The following is a 15,539-nucleotide window of genomic DNA, read 5'->3' on the forward strand; positions in this document are numbered from 1 at the left end:
AGAAAAGGAGTGGAAAGAATGGTTCAATTACCTGAGTCGTTGTTCTTGCCCCACGGAAAGCGGGCGGTGTTACTTTTGCACGCTTATTCTGGCAGTCCGAATGATGTACGGATGCTGGCACGTTCGTTAGAAAAATTAGATTATACAGTTTACGCCCCGCTATTTAAGGGACATGGCACGCTAGACCCTTTGGATATTTTGCATGAAAGCTCAGAGCATTGGTGGCAAGATAGTCAACAGGCAGTAGAATTTTTACAAGCAAAAGGCTATCGAGATATTGCCGTTTTAGGATTATCAATGGGGGGTATTTTTTCAACCCGTTTATTAACGGAAGCTTCAAAGGACTTTGTTGGAGGCGGCTTTTTTTGCTCACCAATCGCGCCAGTGAAAACGCAAGTAGCTGAAAACTTCCTATTATATGCCAAGCAAGTAATCGAACGAGCTGGAGAAGTCCTAACGGATGAAAAGCTGACGACGTATCATCCATTAGTCGAAAAACAACTTGCTACAATCGAGGCGCAAGCGAGACGAGCTTATGGAAAATTAACTGCGATCCAAGCGCCCTTTTTTATGGCACAGGCAGGTCAAGATGAGATGATTGAAGCGGAAGGGGTTTTTCAAACGGCGGAACAGTTGCAGCAGGCAGCCTTTACGTTAAAATGGTATCCTAAAAGCGGACATGTTATTACGGTAGGACCTGAACGAAGACAATTTGAACAAGACGTTGCTGATTTTTTAGCGGGTCTTGGCTGGAGAGAGAAATAATGGAGAAAAAAACAATTAAAGCAGAAATACTGGCTGGATTGAAAGCGGCCACTAAAAAAAGTCTTTCAATGGAAGAATTGGCAGAAGCATTAGACATGCGTAAAAGTGAGGACTACAAGCTGTTGGTTCAAACGGTTGCGCAAATGGAACGGGAAAAGACCTTAGAGTTTAATAAAAAGGGTCGCATCAAGCTGCCTTTCCAACCAATCGAAGTTGAAGGAATCTTTCGTCGTAACGAACGAGGCTTCGGTTTTGTAACGATCGATCCGGAAGAACCAGATGTGTTCATTCCGAAGGATGCGACGAATTTTGCAATGGATGGCGATATCGTTATGATCGATATTCAAAAAACAGCGGATCTGTTTGCTGATCGTGGGGCAGAAGGCCAAGTCGTTTCCATCAAAGAACGGAAAGTCCAACAATTGGTTGGTGAGTTCACTGCCTTTGATGTGGATGAGATCGCAGAATCGGATTTGTTTGGCTACGTAACACCAAAGGATAAAAAAAGTGCGCAGTTTAAAGTATTTATCACAGCTGAAGGGATTCAACCGGTGGACGGCAGTGTCGTTATCGTTGAGATCACCCATTATCCGGAAAAAGGCTATGCAACCAGTCTTGAGGGAATGGTGACAAAAGTCATCGGTCATAAAAATGATCCAGGGATGGATATTTTATCGATCGTGATTGCCCAAGGGATTCCGACACAATTTCCTGAAGAAGTCCAGACCGCATCAGAGCAAGTGCCGGATCAAATTTCAGAGTCGGATCTAGTTGGTCGCAGAGATCTGCGGGAGCAACAGATCGTGACAATCGATGGTGCTGATGCGAAAGACTTAGATGATGCGGTGACTGTTCGTAAACTAGACAATGGTAATTATTTTTTAGGTGTTCATATCGCCGACGTTTCCTACTATGTGACAGAAGACAGCATCTTAAATAAAGAAGCCTTTGAACGAGGAACCAGCGTTTATTTAACCGATCGGGTAATTCCAATGATTCCTCAGCGTTTATCAAATGGGATCTGTTCATTGAACCCGCAGGTGCCACGTTTAACGATGAGTTGTGAGATGGAGATCGATCCAAGTGGAACGATTGTTCAGCATGAAATCTTCCAGAGTGTCATTCAAACGACTGAGCGAATGACGTATTCGGCAGTCAATGAGATTTTGGAAGAGGAAAAGCCAGAAACGTTAGAACGTTATCAACAGCTAGTGCCGATGTTTCAACTAATGAAAGAACTGCATCAGATCCTTGAAGCCCGTCGTATCCAACGTGGAGCAATCAATTTTGAGGATCGTGAAGCGAAAATTTTAGTTGATCCAGAGGGCCGTCCAATGGATATTGAGTTGAGGGAACGAGGAGTCGGTGAACGATTGATCGAATCCTTTATGCTAGCCGCCAACGAAACGGTTGCAGAGCATTTTAATCGCTTGAAGTTGCCTTTTATCTATCGAATCCACGAACAGCCGAAGGAAGAAAAGATGCAGCGTTTCTTTGATTTTGCATCTGCCTTGGGTATTTTAGTTAAAGGGACAAAAAATACCATTACGCCGAAAGATTTACAAAAAGTTATTGACGAGGTAGAAGACAAACCGGAAGCACCAGTCATCAATACGATGCTCTTACGAAGCATGCAACAGGCACGCTATTCTGAAGACAACTATGGTCATTATGGCTTAGCTGCTGAATATTATACGCACTTTACGTCGCCGATTCGTCGTTACCCTGATTTGATTGTTCATCGTCTGATTCGGACCTATAGTCAGGATCAAGGGGAAGCGACAAAAGCCAAGTGGGCAGAGGCACTGCCTGAAATCGCTGATCATAGTTCGAAGATGGAGCGTCGGGCAGTGGATGCTGAACGTGAAGTGGACAGCATGAAAAAAGCGGAGTATATGGCGGATAAAGTCGGTGAAGAATTTGATGGGATAATCAGCTCTGTTACAAAGTTCGGGATCTTTATCGAACTGCCGAATACGGTTGAAGGTATGATCCATCTCAATGAATTAAAACAAGATTATTTCCACTTTATTGAAAATCAATTAGCTTTAGTCGGTGAACGGACACGCCAAACCTTTAAAATAGGGCAAAAGGTGCGAGTAAAGGTCACGAAATCTGATCCTGAAACACGGGAAATTGATTTTGAGCTGCTTGAAGCCGAAGAAATTCCCGCACTGGAGGTTCCAGGAAACAATCGTCGCAACAATCAGCGCCGCAAGCCAACCGGTGGACGCAAGAATAATCAAAATACCAATAAAAATCATCCGAAAAATTCAGATCGTCCCGCTGCGGGAAAAGAGAAGAAAAAGAAAAAAGGCAAGAAGCCTTTTTACAAATCGGTGGCCAAAAAGAAAAAACCAGGTAGAAAGAAGGGATAGCAGATGCCAAAAGGGGAAGGAAAACTCGTTGCACAAAATAAAAAGGCCCGTCATGATTATACGATCATCGACACGATGGAGGCGGGGATTGTTTTGCAAGGAACGGAAATCAAATCGATTCGCAATAGCCGGATCAATTTGAAGGACGGCTTTGCTCGTGTTCGAAACGGCGAAGCTTTTTTATACAATGTCCATATTAGTCCGTATGAGCAAGGAAATATTTTCAATCATGATCCTTTGCGAACACGGAAATTATTGCTTCATAAAAAACAAATCGCACGTTTGGCCGGAGAATTAAAAAATGCCGGAATCACGATCGTGCCTTTGAAAGTCTATTTGAAGGATGGCTACGCCAAAGTTTTGATCGGTATCGGCAAAGGGAAACGACAATATGATAAACGTGAAACGTTGAAGCGAAAAGATGTCGATCGACAGATTAGTCGGACGTTGAAAAATTATTCTCGTTAACAAAATATTCTTTTTCGCATATTTAATGATAATTTCTTTACTTCACTATGGATTTTGATACGATTAGTTACAATCTATACTAGCTGTTTTGCGGGCTAAATTAGTAACCAGAGCGGATTTTAGCAAGAATAAAATAACACACTTAAAATTTTCTTTGACTTATTCGAAAATTTTTAGGAAAATTCTTTGAAATTTTCTTTCTCTGGTGGTAACATACGATAGTATTTTGACGAGCAGCGCTAAGCAAGCATGAGCTGACGCGAATCGCTGAGAAGAGAGGTGAACTGGATTGAATGAAAAATCTTGGGTTTTCCATATAGGTCCCGTATGGTTTGACGGTACGGTAACGTCAATGATTGTTTTGACATGTATCATCGTCTTTCTCATTGTTTTTGCGTTTACACGCAACCTATCATTGAAACCCAAAGGCAAACAAAACGCAATTGAGTGGGTCATTGATTTTACGACGAACATTGTTGGTGACAACATGCCGCGTAAAGAAGTCAGAAATTTTAGTTTGTTCTCATTTACGTTGTTCTTATTTATCTTTGTGGCAAACCAAATCGGGCTTATCACTAAAATCGTTTCAGGAAACGATGTCACGTATTGGAAGAGTCCAACAGCAAACCCATTTGTAACAATGGGGTTGGCGTTACTAGTATTGACCTTGGCGAATTACCTTGGGTCAGAAAAATTTGGCTTAGGTGGTTACATTAAAAATTCTTTCTTTACACCTGCGGGCTTGTTCCCGATCAAGTTGATGGAAGAATTCACCAATGTTATTACGTTAGGTCTGCGTCTTTACGGCAATATCTTTGCCGGTGAAGTACTGCTTTCATTGATTGCAAGTGTTGTAACTAGTACTGGCTGGATCACCTTGCCACTAGTTGTTCCGCTTGAAATGATTTGGATCGCATTCTCATTATTTATTGGTAGTATCCAAGCTTTCGTTTTCACAACTCTATCGATGGTTTATATCAGTCATAAAATCGAGGTAGAATAAAAAATTTAACACACTTTTAGGAGGAAATTTATTATGAACTTTATCGGTGCAGGAATCGCAATCATGGGGGCCGCAATTGGGGCTGGTTATGGTAACGGACAAGTAATCTCAAAAGCAATTGAATCTATGGCACGTCAACCAGAAATGTCAGGACAAATTCGTTCAACAATGTTTATCGGTGTTGGTTTGATCGAAGCTGTGCCAATTCTAGGTGTAGTATTAGGTATGTTGATGGTTTTCCAAGGTTAATAAATGACGCTTTTTTATTAAGGCTTATAGCTAAGCCTAAGGAGCGAATGACGATCCTTAAATGAGGAAGACGAACAGAAAGGAAGACCGAGTATGCCGAATCTAGTTATTGCTGAGACTGTCAATACAACGCTCGGTAATTTAATCGCTGTTACATTATCATTCGTGATATTAATGGCGCTATTGAAAAAATTCGCGTGGGGTGCCGTCCAAGACATCTTACAAAAACGTGAAGATAAGATCGCCAATGATCTAGATTCTGCCGAACAATCACGAAACAAAGCAGCTGAGTTGGAAAAAGAACGTGAAACTCAGTTAGCCAGCTCTCGTAGTGACGCGGCAGACATCATCAAAAATGCGAAGGAAAGCGGCGAATTAAGTCGCCAAAACATCATCAAAGACACCAAAGAAGAAGTTTCTCGTCTGAAAGATCGGGCGCAAGCCGAAATCAAAGACGAACGAGACAATGCTTTGACCTCTGTTAAAGATGACGTGGCTGCTCTTTCCCTACAAATCGCAGAAAAAATCTTGAGCAAAGAGCTTTCACAAGATGCGCATCAAGATTTGATCAACGACTATATGGATAAGCTAGGTAATACGAAACATGAAGCTTGATAAATACACTGTTGGTAAACGTTATGGAAAAGCTTTGTTTGAATTGGCGATCGAAAATAAAGCCGCCGATGCCGTTTATCAAGAGTTGTTGACCGTTCGAGAAATTTGTAAAGAAATTCCCGATCTAGGAAATATTTTAACGGATGTTCGTTTAACAGGTGCCGAAAAGAAAGCGATTATGGATGCTTTTACCGGCAACTTTGAAGGGATCATTAAAAATTTTCTACTAGTTGTTTTTGAGTACAATCGCAGTGATGATCTTCCGTTCATGATTGATGAATACGAGCATCGCTATGATGAATTAAATAAAATTGCACACGGTACAGTCACTACGGCTGTTCCGCTCTCTGAAGAAAAGAAACACGAACTTGAAGCAAAAGTCGCTGATGTTTTTGGCTACCAGAAGGCCACGTTAACCCCGTTAGTTGATGAATCAATTCTCGGCGGTGTCATTGTTGAAGCCGATCATCAAGTGATCGACGGCAGCCTCGCCAGCCAATTAAATGGTCTACGAGCAGCACTTAGTAAAAAGTAGAGAAGAAGAGGTGAAATGAATGGCCATCAAAGCAGAAGAAATCAGTGCTTTAATTAAAGAACAGATTCAAAATTATGACAACAAACTGTCGGTTGAAGAAATCGGAACAGTTACTTACGTTGGGGACGGAATCGCCCGTGCCCACGGCTTAGAAAATGCAATGAGTGGAGAACTGTTAGAGTTTTCTAACGGCTCTTACGGAATGGCACAAAACTTAGAAAGCAATGATGTAGGTATCATCGTTCTAGGTGAATTTGAGTCCATTCGTGAAGGAGATAAAGTAAAACGGACCGGTAAAATCATGGAAGTGCCTGTTGGCGATAACATGATTGGTCGGGTCGTGAATCCACTAGGTCAACCAATCGACGGCATGGGCCCAATCGAAACGAGCAAAACGCGTCCAGTGGAAGCTATGGCTCCCGGCGTTATGCAACGTAAATCCGTTTCAGAACCTATGCAAACAGGTTTAAAAGCTATCGATGCCTTAGTTCCAATCGGCCGTGGCCAACGTGAATTAGTTATCGGTGACCGTAAAACTGGGAAAACTTCGATTGCGATTGATACGATCATCAACCAAAAAGGTCAAGATATGATTTGTATCTACGTCGCTATTGGACAAAAAGAATCCACCGTTCGTTCACAAGTGGAAACACTTCGTAAATTTGGTGCGATGGATTACACCATCGTCGTAACAGCTGGTGCTTCTCAACCTGCACCGCTATTATTTATTGCGCCTTACGCTGGAACAGCAATGGGTGAAGAATTTATGTACAACGGCAAACACGTCTTGGTCGTCTTCGATGATTTATCAAAACAAGCCGTTGCTTATCGTGAACTCTCATTACTATTACGTCGTCCGCCAGGTCGTGAAGCTTACCCAGGGGATGTTTTCTACTTGCATTCACGTTTATTAGAACGTGCAGCAAAACTTTCTGACGAATTAGGCGGTGGTTCATTAACAGCCTTGCCATTCGTTGAAACACAAGCCGGAGATATCTCCGCTTATATCCCTACTAACGTGATCTCAATCACTGATGGACAAATTTTCTTAGAAAACGATTTGTTCTACGCTGGTATTCGTCCAGCCGTTGATGCTGGTTTATCCGTGTCACGGGTTGGTGGTTCAGCACAAATCAAAGCGATGAAAAAAGTAGCCGGGACCCTTCGTTTGGACCTTGCCAGCTATCGTGAATTAGAAGCCTTTACCCAATTCGGTTCAGATTTAGATGCAGCAACACAAGCAAAATTAAATCGTGGTCGTCGGACGGTTGAAGTTCTAAAACAAAAATTACATGATCCACTTCCTGTTGAAAAACAAGTCGTGATTCTTTATGCCTTGACGCATGGCGTACTTGATAGTATTCCAGTCAATAGTATTTTAGATTTTGAAGCGCAATTATTTGAATACTTAGAAACGAACCATTCTGATTTATTCGCGACAATTCGTGAGACGAAAGAATTGCCGGAAGCTGAAAAATTAGATAGCGCGATCCAAGAATTCAAAGACATTTTTGACGCATCAACTGCTAACAAAGAAAAAGCATAATCGAGGTGAGAAAAAATCATGGCATCCTTAAATGAAATCAAAACACGGATTGCATCGACGAAAAAGACAAGCCAAATCACCAAAGCTATGCAAATGGTTTCTGCTTCAAAGTTAACGAAATCTGAACTGTATTCGTCAAAATTCCAATTGTATGCTTCAAAGGTACGGGAAGTCTTAACTCACTTAACAGCCAGTGAATTAACCGAATTGGCTAATTCTGGTCGTCAATTAGGCGGCATCAACTATCACAGTATGTTGTTAAATCGGCCAGTCAAAAAAACGGGCTATATTGTGATTACTTCTGATGGCGGTTTGGTGGGCGGATACAATAGCTCGATTTTAAAACAAACGATGACAATGCTTGAAGATGATCATGATTCTGCCGATGAATATGTGTTATTAGCCATTGGTGGAACCGGAGCGGACTTTTTCAAAGCTCGCGGCGTTAAATTAGCTTATGAATTGCGCAATTTATCGGATCAACCAAGCTTTGATGAAGTACGAAAAATCGTTTCAATGACAACTAGTATGTATGAAAATCAAGTCTTTGATGAACTGTACGTATGTTACAACCATCACGTCAATTCATTGTCTAGTCAGTTCCGAGTAGAAAAAATGCTGCCGATCTCTGACTTAGATCCAAATGAAGCACAAACGTATCGTGAGGAATATCTTTTCGAGCCATCAAAAGAAGCGATCCTTGATCAATTGCTGCCGCAATATGCGGAAAGCTTGATTTACGGTGCGATCGTTGATGCCAAAACGGCGGAACACGCAGCTGGGATGACAGCGATGAAGACCGCCACAGATAACGCTGGTTCAATTATTGATGATTTGACCATTTCATACAACCGTGCACGTCAAGCGGCGATCACCCAAGAGATTACAGAAATTGTCGGCGGGGCTTCCGCGTTAGAATAATTTCAAGATTGGAGGAAAAAACATGAGTTCAGGCAAGATTGTTCAAGTTATTGGTCCCGTTGTCGACGTGGAATTTTCTTTAGATCAATCCTTACCAGACATCAACAATGCGTTGATTGTTTATAAAAATGATAAAACAAAAGTCGTTCTTGAAGCAGCTTTAGAACTTGGTGATGGTGTTATTCGCACGATCGCCATGGAATCTACGGATGGTTTGCAACGTGGGATGGAAGTTGTCGATACCGGCAAACCAATCTCAGTACCAGTAGGGAAAGAAACATTGGGTCGTGTGTTTAACGTTTTAGGTGAAACTATCGACAAAGAAGCGCCTTTTCCTGAAGATGCAGAAAAAAGCGGGATTCATAAAAAAGCGCCAAGCTTTGAAGAGCTTAGCACAAGTAACGAAATTTTAGAAACAGGGATCAAAGTTATCGACTTATTAGCCCCATACTTAAAAGGTGGTAAGGTCGGACTATTCGGTGGTGCCGGTGTTGGTAAAACTGTATTGATCCAAGAATTGATTCATAATATCGCCCAAGAACACGGTGGGATTTCCGTCTTTACCGGTGTTGGGGAACGGACTCGTGAAGGGAACGACCTTTATTATGAAATGAAAGATTCAGGCGTAATTGAAAAAACGGCCATGGTGTTTGGACAAATGAACGAGCCGCCAGGTGCCCGGATGCGAGTTGCCTTAACTGGTTTAACTTTAGCTGAATATTTCCGTGATGAAGAAGGACAAGATGTGTTGCTATTTATCGACAACATTTTCCGTTTCACTCAAGCAGGTTCAGAAGTATCTGCCTTACTTGGTCGGATGCCATCAGCCGTTGGGTATCAACCAACCTTGGCAACTGAAATGGGTCAATTACAAGAACGGATTACTTCTACTAAAAAAGGTTCGATTACTTCGATCCAAGCCATCTATGTGCCAGCCGATGACTATACTGACCCTGCGCCAGCGACAGCCTTCGCCCATTTAGATGCAACAACCAACTTGGAACGTAAGTTAACAGAGCAAGGGATCTATCCAGCCGTTGACCCATTGGCTTCATCTTCAAGTGCCTTAGCACCTGAAATCGTTGGTGAAGAACATTATCGTGTAGCGACAGAAGTTCAACGTGTCTTACAACGTTACCGCGAGTTACAAGATATTATCGCAATCTTAGGGATGGACGAATTGTCTGATCAAGAAAAAGTGATTGTGTCACGTGCACGTCGGATTCAATTCTTCTTGTCACAAAACTTCAACGTGGCGGAACAATTTACTGGTCTTCCAGGCTCATATGTTCCAGTTGAAAAAACTGTTGAAGGCTTCAAAGAAATCCTTGAAGGAAAATACGATGACCTTCCCGAAGAAGCATTTCGTAGTGTAGGTACTATCGAAGACGTAGTAGAAAAAGCAAAAACTTTAGGCTACTAGAAAGAGGTGCCCGATGGAACAAGAAAAAAACAAAGTTCTGCAAGTGAACGTTGTTACTCCAGATGGTAACGTCTATGATCACAATGCAACTATCGTAGTTGCAAAAACAGTTGCGGGTGAGATCGGGATCTTGCCGAACCACGCACCGATCATTGCGCCTCTTGCGATCGACGAGGTTCGAGTTCGTCGTACGGACTCTGATACACACGTTGACTGGATCGCAGTCAACGGGGGAATTATGGAAGTTCGGGACAATGTCTTAACGATCATCGCCGACACGGCTGAACGTGAACGCGATATCGACGTGTCACGTGCTGAAAGAGCAAAACAACGGGCGGAAGCGCGGATTCAAGAAGCGCGGGAAAAACAAGACACCGACCAATTGAGTCGGGCCGAAGTTGCGTTGCACCGTGCTATGAATCGAATCAAAGTTTCAAAACATCGTTAAATAAAAAGAAGATCAATCTCAAGTTGATCTTCTTTTTTTATAAAAGAAAGAAGAGTTGCCTAGTCCAATATTTTTATTGTTCCTCAAATAAAAGAGGACAGGGGGAATTGGGAGTCAGCCTTAAAAACTAAAATAAACAATTATTATTAGCTATTATGACAAATAAGGCACAATAGAATTTTTAAGAAAACTTTTTTCAAGTCTAAGTGAAATATAACAGTTACTAAATGAAAAATTATAAAAGCTTAAGTTTTTTAAAAGGTTTTTTATAGGCTTTTGAGTAAGCAAACTATTCTTCTTTACATGAAACTGTGATATAATCCAACTGTTGATTTTTTTTGAAAGGAAATTGATTATGCAGGTATTTGGAATCGACGCACTAGTCAGAATCGTGTCGCATTTTGCTTTTATTTATTTAGCTTTTTGGGCGTTACGATCGTTACGGATTGAGAATCTCTTTAAATCATTTAAGGAAACGCAAGTCCGACTGACATTGATGATGCTGGCGATTGCTTTAGGTTATACTTGTAGCAACTTCTTTTTAGAGATTATCCTTTTGTGTAAAAATATTTTTTTGACATTTAGTTAGGTACATATAAGATAAGAGAATTCGATTAGCTTTTTGGAGGGAATACAATGGAAGAGATCATCGTTCGTGGTGGCAAACAATTAAATGGAACTGTACAGATTGAAGGAGCAAAAAATGCTGTACTTCCGATTTTAGCTGCGACTCTATTAGCTGAAGAAGGAACGACAACATTAAGCAATGTTCCGATTCTTTCTGATGTCTTTACCATGAATCAAGTGATCCGTTTTTTGAACACGGATGTTGAGTTTAATGAAGAAACAAAAGAAATCACAGTGGATGCAACGCGTCAATTAAACGTGGAAGCTCCCTATGAATATGTGAGTAAAATGCGGGCGTCAATCGTCGTAATGGGTCCTTTGTTGGCTCGTAATGGACATGCTAAGGTAGCTATGCCAGGCGGCTGTGCCATTGGTAAACGTCCAATCGATTTGCATTTAAAAGGATTCCAAGCGTTAGGCGCAAAAATTATCCAAAAAAATGGCTATATCGAAGCAATTGCTGACGAATTAGTCGGCGATACGATTTACTTAGATTTTCCAAGTGTCGGTGCGACGCAAAACATCATGATGGCTGCTGTTAAAGCTAAAGGAACAACCATTATTGAAAACGTCGCTCGTGAACCAGAAATCGTTGATTTAGCGAACTTCTTAAACAAAATGGGCGCAAACATTCATGGAGCTGGTACAGAGATCATGCGTATTGAAGGTGTAGAACATCTTCATGCGGTTTCTCATCCGATTGTTCAAGACCGGATCGAAGCTGGAACATTCATGGTGGCAGCAGCAATGACTGAAGGCAATGTGCTGATTGAAGGCGCAATTTCAGAACACAATCGTCCGTTGATCTCTAAATTAACAGAGATGGGTGTTTCAATTTCTGAAGAAAATGATGGTTTAAGAGTCATTGGTCCTAAGACATTGAAAGCAACAGATATTAAAACAATGCCTCATCCTGGGTTCCCAACGGACATGCAAGCGCAAATGACAGCTATTCAATTGGTAGCTGAAGGTATCAGCACAACCACAGAAACGGTCTTTGAGAATCGTTTCCAACATTTAGAAGAAATGCGTAGAATGAATGCACAAGTGAAAATTGACAACAATGTTGCGTTGATCAAAGGTGCAACTGAACTTCAAGGTGCAGAAGTCTATGCTACGGATTTACGTGCGGCAGCAGCTTTAGTATTAGCTGGCTTACGGGCGAAGGGAATTACCCGTGTACGCAATCTAAAATACTTAGATCGTGGATACTATGAATTCCATACGAAGTTGCAACAATTAGGTGCCGATGTAGAACGTGTGAATTCTGAAGATAAGAAGGCGGCGAACACAGCAACAGTATTGGCTTAAGGGAGTGGATATATGAGTTCGAGTGAACATATCTTACGTAGCTTAATCCGAATCGTAGCGATTTTGCTGGCAGGTATTCTATTATTTATTGTTGGTAGTATGATCGGCTATGGCGCTATGGGCGGAGGTAATCCGTTTAAGGTTTTATTACCTGGCGTGTGGCGGCATATTTTGGAATTTGTACATTAATAAAGCTGTTTATAACAGAATGTCTAGTATGAGGGGTTGCACCAAATTTTTGGGGCAATCTCTTTTTGCTAGTAGGAAAAGTGTTTTGATGTCTGATTTCGCGACCTGGTGTGTTCGCGAAACCAGCCAAATTTGAGGTGATGAAATGAGTTTTATTGGCAAAGGACTAATTATGATCGTACGAGGCTATCAACGGTTTATCTCGCCTTTGTTCCAGCCTTCGTGTCGATATTATCCGACGTGTTCCAGTTATATGATCAAGGCGATTCAAGTACATGGGGCGATAAAAGGCAGCACAATGGGGATTTTTCGGATCTTGCGCTGTAATCCTTTTGCTCGAGGCGGCATTGATTATGTACCTGTCCATTTTTCGTTGAAAAAGAATTTGGTAGATGAAGAGGAGCCGGATTATTTAGCGAAGAACAGTTGACTTAAGGCAATGTCAAAAAGGCGACTTCAGTACCACTTTTTAGAGGGGAATTTTGATGAAAATTAAATTAAAAATATCTTCAAGATTACGTTTTCATTAATAAAGAAATCCATAGGTTATTGTATTGTCTTCTGCTTTTTTGAAAACAAGTAGATGTTGTATGGAAAATAATTTAAGATTTTGACTGAATTGTTCCGAAAACTTTATTTAAGGGACTTAAAAAGAAGCCCATTATTGATGCGGTATGAATAAAAAAATGAGTTATTTAAAAAAGAGCTTTTCGACTATTTACAAGTCGGAAGCTTTTTTTTTAGTTATTTGATAGCTACTCATTAGGAATGGAAGCGCTATAAATTGTTTGAGTATTGTTGAATTATTAAAATATTCAGAAAATTTAATTGACAGTGAGAGTTTTTTCCTATATATTCTTTATTATCTTAACCAATTATCATTATTTTATTAGGGGGAAACAGGATGAAGAAAAGAACAGTAGTTGCATTGGCAGCAGGGTTGTTTTTATTTGGCGCATGTGGATCGCCTAAAGCAAGCGATAATACTAGCGGAGAAGATGCGAAGACGATTAAAATCGGTGGGAATTTCGAATTATCCGGCGCGGTAGCAGCTTATGGTGAAGCGGAAAACGAAGGCGTCAAATTAGCTGTTGAAGAAATCAACAAAGACGGCGGGATTGACGGCAAAAAAATTGAATACATCGCAAAAGACAATAAATCTGATAATAACGAGGCAGCTTCGGTTGCAGCGAATTTGACAACTAAAGACGGAGTTGTAGCAGTCATTGGGCCGGCGACATCGGGCGCGGCCAAAGCGACATTACCGAATTTAACTAAGGCGAAGGTTCCAGCGGTTACTCCTTCTGGAACAGACGATGCGATTACGGTTCAAAAAGACAAGGTCCAAGACTATATCTATCGTGCGTGTTTCCAAGATAGCTTTCAAGGGATCGTTTTAGCGAAATACGCAGATGACAATCTAAAAGCCGATAAAGCAGTAATCTTAGGGGACAACTCAAGTGATTATGCGAACGGTCTGAAAAAGGCCTTCAAAGATACGTATAAAGGTGAGATCGTCGCTGAAGAAAACTTTACCGCTGGCGATAAAGATTTCCAAGCAATGCTGACTAAAATCAAAGATAAAGACTTCAATGTTATCTATATTCCTGGTTATTATACGGAAGCAGGCTTAATCATCAAGCAAGCGCGTGAAATGGGAATCGAACAGCCAATCATCGGTGCTGATGGTTTTGGGGATGAAAAATTGATTGAAACTGCAGGCGCAAGCAATGTGAAAAATGTTTATTATACTGGTCACTTCTCAACTAAAGCTCCAGCAACCGACAAAGTAGAACCGTTTGTGAAGGCATTTGAGGACAAATATGGCAAGCAGCCATCTTCATTCAATGCATTGGCTTATGATTCTGTTTACATGATCAAACAAGCGATTGAAGACGAAGGCAAAGCGACACCAGAAGCGATTGATAAAGGCTTAGCTGGCTTGAAAGACTTCGTTGGTGTTACTGGTAAGATTACGATGGACAAAGACCACAACCCTGTGAAATCAGCGGTCGTTCTTGGTCTAACAGATGGAAAAGAATCTTCTGCTGAAACGGTAAATCCTTAACATTTCGGAGCAGACCGGGGTCTGTGACAATCATCTGTCACAGACCCTTATTTTCGAATAAAGGCTGCAAAGAATTGCTTAACCTTAATTTTTTAGAAAAGTGATGTGATATGCATGGAAATATTTATCCAACAAATTGTAAATGGTCTTTTTCTAGGGAGTGTCTATGCTCTGATGGCACTAGGCTATACAATGGTTTACGGTATTATTAAACTGATCAACTTCGCTCATGGTGAGATTTATATGATTGGTTCTTTTATTGGCTATTTTTTAATTAATCAGTTTAATATGGGCTTTTTCCCTGCACTGATCTTATCGATGGCAGGTAGTGCGGTTCTAGGCGTAGTAATCGAATTTTTAGCCTATCGGCCACTGCGAAACTCTACTCGGATCGCGGCCTTGATTACGGCAATCGGAGTTTCGTATTTATTGCAAAACACGATGATTTATTTCTTTAGTTCAACGACGCGGCCTTTTCCGCAGGTGATTAAGTTGCAAGTATTTAACATCGGCTTTTTAAGTGTTTCTAATATTCAATTATTGATCTTAGGTCTTTCATTATTCTTGATGATCACCTTAAATATAATTGTCCAAAAGACCAAGATGGGAAAAGCGATGCGAGCCGTTAGTGTCGACACGGACGCGGCTCAATTGATGGGAATCGATGTTAATCGGACGATTTCTTTTACCTTTGCATTAGGCTCTGCGTTGGCTGCTGCTGGCGGGATGATGATTGGTCTTTATTACAATTCGATTGATCCAATGATGGGTTATATTCCAGGCTTGAAATCATTTATCGCGGCTGTTTTAGGCGGTATCGGGATTATTCCTGGTGCGGCGATTGGTGGTTTCGTGATTGGTTTAATCGAAACAATCACGACGGCGTTAGGCTTCTCGGACTTTAAAGATGCGGTCGTGTATGCGGTCTTGATTTTGATTTTGTTAGTTCGTCCGGCCGGAATATTAGGCAAACATGTGAAAGAGAAAGTGTAG

17 protein-coding genes are annotated in these 15,539 nt (G+C 41.2%); all 17 read left to right on the plus strand.

Annotated features, from left to right (window positions below; all coding sequences use genetic code 11):
- The first annotated feature begins 18 nt into the window (after positions 1-18).
- Positions 19-765, plus strand: a complete 747-nt coding sequence (locus tag IGI54_RS02620) for an alpha/beta hydrolase (RefSeq protein ID WP_216429513.1) — start codon at positions 19-21, stop codon at positions 763-765.
- Positions 765-3,143, plus strand: a complete 2,379-nt coding sequence (rnr, locus tag IGI54_RS02625; RefSeq protein ID WP_216429515.1) for a ribonuclease R — start codon at positions 765-767, stop codon at positions 3,141-3,143. Before IGI54_RS02620 ends, rnr begins: the two co-directional genes overlap by 1 nt.
- 3 nt (positions 3,144-3,146) lie before the next feature.
- Positions 3,147-3,611, plus strand: a complete 465-nt coding sequence (smpB, locus tag IGI54_RS02630; RefSeq protein WP_071862313.1) for an SsrA-binding protein SmpB — start codon at positions 3,147-3,149, stop codon at positions 3,609-3,611.
- A 289-nt stretch (positions 3,612-3,900) separates the two neighbouring features.
- On the plus strand, positions 3,901-4,614 hold the full coding sequence (gene atpB / locus IGI54_RS02635) for a F0F1 ATP synthase subunit A (RefSeq protein WP_071862312.1): 714 nt from the start codon (positions 3,901-3,903) through the stop codon (positions 4,612-4,614).
- 33 nt (positions 4,615-4,647) lie between these two features.
- Positions 4,648-4,863 carry an ATP synthase F0 subunit C gene (atpE, locus tag IGI54_RS02640; protein WP_010746753.1) on the plus strand — a complete coding sequence of 72 codons (216 nt, stop codon included), beginning with the start codon at positions 4,648-4,650 and terminating at the stop codon, positions 4,861-4,863.
- Between the two features lie 93 nt (positions 4,864-4,956).
- Positions 4,957-5,478 carry a F0F1 ATP synthase subunit B gene (atpF, locus tag IGI54_RS02645; protein WP_430621091.1) on the plus strand — a complete coding sequence of 174 codons (522 nt, stop codon included), beginning with the start codon at positions 4,957-4,959 and terminating at the stop codon, positions 5,476-5,478.
- Positions 5,468-6,013: an ATP synthase F1 subunit delta gene (gene atpH, locus IGI54_RS02650; RefSeq protein ID WP_071862310.1), complete on the plus strand. Its 546-nt coding sequence runs from the start codon at positions 5,468-5,470 to the stop codon at positions 6,011-6,013. Before atpF ends, atpH begins: the two co-directional genes overlap by 11 nt.
- 19 nt (positions 6,014-6,032) lie before the next feature.
- Positions 6,033-7,559 (plus strand): F0F1 ATP synthase subunit alpha, encoded by a 1,527-nt coding sequence (gene atpA / locus IGI54_RS02655; RefSeq protein WP_071862309.1) that lies wholly within the window; start codon positions 6,033-6,035, stop codon positions 7,557-7,559.
- 15 nt (positions 7,560-7,574) lie between these two features.
- Positions 7,575-8,480, plus strand: coding sequence for a F0F1 ATP synthase subunit gamma (locus tag IGI54_RS02660; protein ID WP_071862308.1), 906 nt, complete (start codon positions 7,575-7,577; stop codon positions 8,478-8,480).
- Positions 8,481-8,502: 22 nt separating this feature from the next.
- The gene (gene atpD, locus IGI54_RS02665; protein ID WP_071862307.1) at positions 8,503-9,903 is read left to right on the plus strand and encodes a F0F1 ATP synthase subunit beta; all 1,401 of its coding nucleotides are present in this window, start codon (positions 8,503-8,505) and stop codon (positions 9,901-9,903) included.
- Between the two features lie 13 nt (positions 9,904-9,916).
- Positions 9,917-10,351: a F0F1 ATP synthase subunit epsilon gene (locus tag IGI54_RS02670; RefSeq protein ID WP_010746747.1), complete on the plus strand. Its 435-nt coding sequence runs from the start codon at positions 9,917-9,919 to the stop codon at positions 10,349-10,351.
- A gap of 355 nt (positions 10,352-10,706) precedes the next feature.
- Positions 10,707-10,940, plus strand: a complete 234-nt coding sequence (locus IGI54_RS02675) for a DUF1146 family protein (protein ID WP_071862306.1) — start codon at positions 10,707-10,709, stop codon at positions 10,938-10,940.
- 47 nt (positions 10,941-10,987) lie between these two features.
- On the plus strand, positions 10,988-12,289 hold the full coding sequence (gene murA / locus IGI54_RS02680) for a UDP-N-acetylglucosamine 1-carboxyvinyltransferase (protein WP_313630364.1): 1,302 nt from the start codon (positions 10,988-10,990) through the stop codon (positions 12,287-12,289).
- Positions 12,290-12,301: 12 nt separating this feature from the next.
- Complete coding sequence (locus tag IGI54_RS02685) at positions 12,302-12,478, plus strand: DNA-directed RNA polymerase subunit beta (RefSeq protein WP_071862304.1); 177 nt, start codon at positions 12,302-12,304, stop codon at positions 12,476-12,478.
- A 145-nt stretch (positions 12,479-12,623) separates the two neighbouring features.
- Positions 12,624-12,908, plus strand: coding sequence for a membrane protein insertion efficiency factor YidD (yidD, locus tag IGI54_RS02690; RefSeq protein ID WP_216429519.1), 285 nt, complete (start codon positions 12,624-12,626; stop codon positions 12,906-12,908).
- 474 nt (positions 12,909-13,382) lie between these two features.
- A complete protein-coding gene (locus tag IGI54_RS02695) occupies positions 13,383-14,546 on the plus strand; it encodes an ABC transporter substrate-binding protein (RefSeq protein WP_071862303.1) in 1,164 nt (387 codons plus the stop codon).
- A gap of 114 nt (positions 14,547-14,660) precedes the next feature.
- Positions 14,661-15,539 carry a branched-chain amino acid ABC transporter permease gene (locus tag IGI54_RS02700; protein WP_071862302.1) on the plus strand — a complete coding sequence of 293 codons (879 nt, stop codon included), beginning with the start codon at positions 14,661-14,663 and terminating at the stop codon, positions 15,537-15,539.

Source organism: Enterococcus sp. DIV0800, assembly GCF_050559735.1.
Classification (GTDB): Bacteria; Bacillota; Bacilli; order Lactobacillales; family Enterococcaceae; genus Enterococcus_A; species Enterococcus_A devriesei.

Excerpts from the sequence above, each read along its gene's own strand:
- IGI54_RS02700 (WP_071862302.1), top strand. The coding sequence starts at position 14,661 with ATGGAAATATTTATCCAACAAATTGTAAATGGTCTTTTTCTAGGGAGT.
- atpF (WP_430621091.1), top strand. The coding sequence starts at position 4,957 with ATGCCGAATCTAGTTATTGCTGAGACTGTCAATACAACGCTCGGTAAT.
- atpE (WP_010746753.1), top strand. The coding sequence starts at position 4,648 with ATGAACTTTATCGGTGCAGGAATCGCAATCATGGGGGCCGCAATTGGG.
- atpH (WP_071862310.1), top strand. The coding sequence starts at position 5,468 with ATGAAGCTTGATAAATACACTGTTGGTAAACGTTATGGAAAAGCTTTG.
- IGI54_RS02620 (WP_216429513.1), top strand. The coding sequence starts at position 19 with ATGGTTCAATTACCTGAGTCGTTGTTCTTGCCCCACGGAAAGCGGGCG.
- murA (WP_313630364.1), top strand. The coding sequence starts at position 10,988 with ATGGAAGAGATCATCGTTCGTGGTGGCAAACAATTAAATGGAACTGTA.
- yidD (WP_216429519.1), top strand. The coding sequence starts at position 12,624 with ATGAGTTTTATTGGCAAAGGACTAATTATGATCGTACGAGGCTATCAA.
- IGI54_RS02670 (WP_010746747.1), top strand. The coding sequence starts at position 9,917 with ATGGAACAAGAAAAAAACAAAGTTCTGCAAGTGAACGTTGTTACTCCA.
- smpB (WP_071862313.1), top strand. The coding sequence starts at position 3,147 with ATGCCAAAAGGGGAAGGAAAACTCGTTGCACAAAATAAAAAGGCCCGT.
- atpA (WP_071862309.1), top strand. The coding sequence starts at position 6,033 with ATGGCCATCAAAGCAGAAGAAATCAGTGCTTTAATTAAAGAACAGATT.
- IGI54_RS02675 (WP_071862306.1), top strand. The coding sequence starts at position 10,707 with ATGCAGGTATTTGGAATCGACGCACTAGTCAGAATCGTGTCGCATTTT.
- IGI54_RS02695 (WP_071862303.1), top strand. The coding sequence starts at position 13,383 with ATGAAGAAAAGAACAGTAGTTGCATTGGCAGCAGGGTTGTTTTTATTT.
- IGI54_RS02685 (WP_071862304.1), top strand. The coding sequence starts at position 12,302 with ATGAGTTCGAGTGAACATATCTTACGTAGCTTAATCCGAATCGTAGCG.
- rnr (WP_216429515.1), top strand. The coding sequence starts at position 765 with ATGGAGAAAAAAACAATTAAAGCAGAAATACTGGCTGGATTGAAAGCG.
- atpD (WP_071862307.1), top strand. The coding sequence starts at position 8,503 with ATGAGTTCAGGCAAGATTGTTCAAGTTATTGGTCCCGTTGTCGACGTG.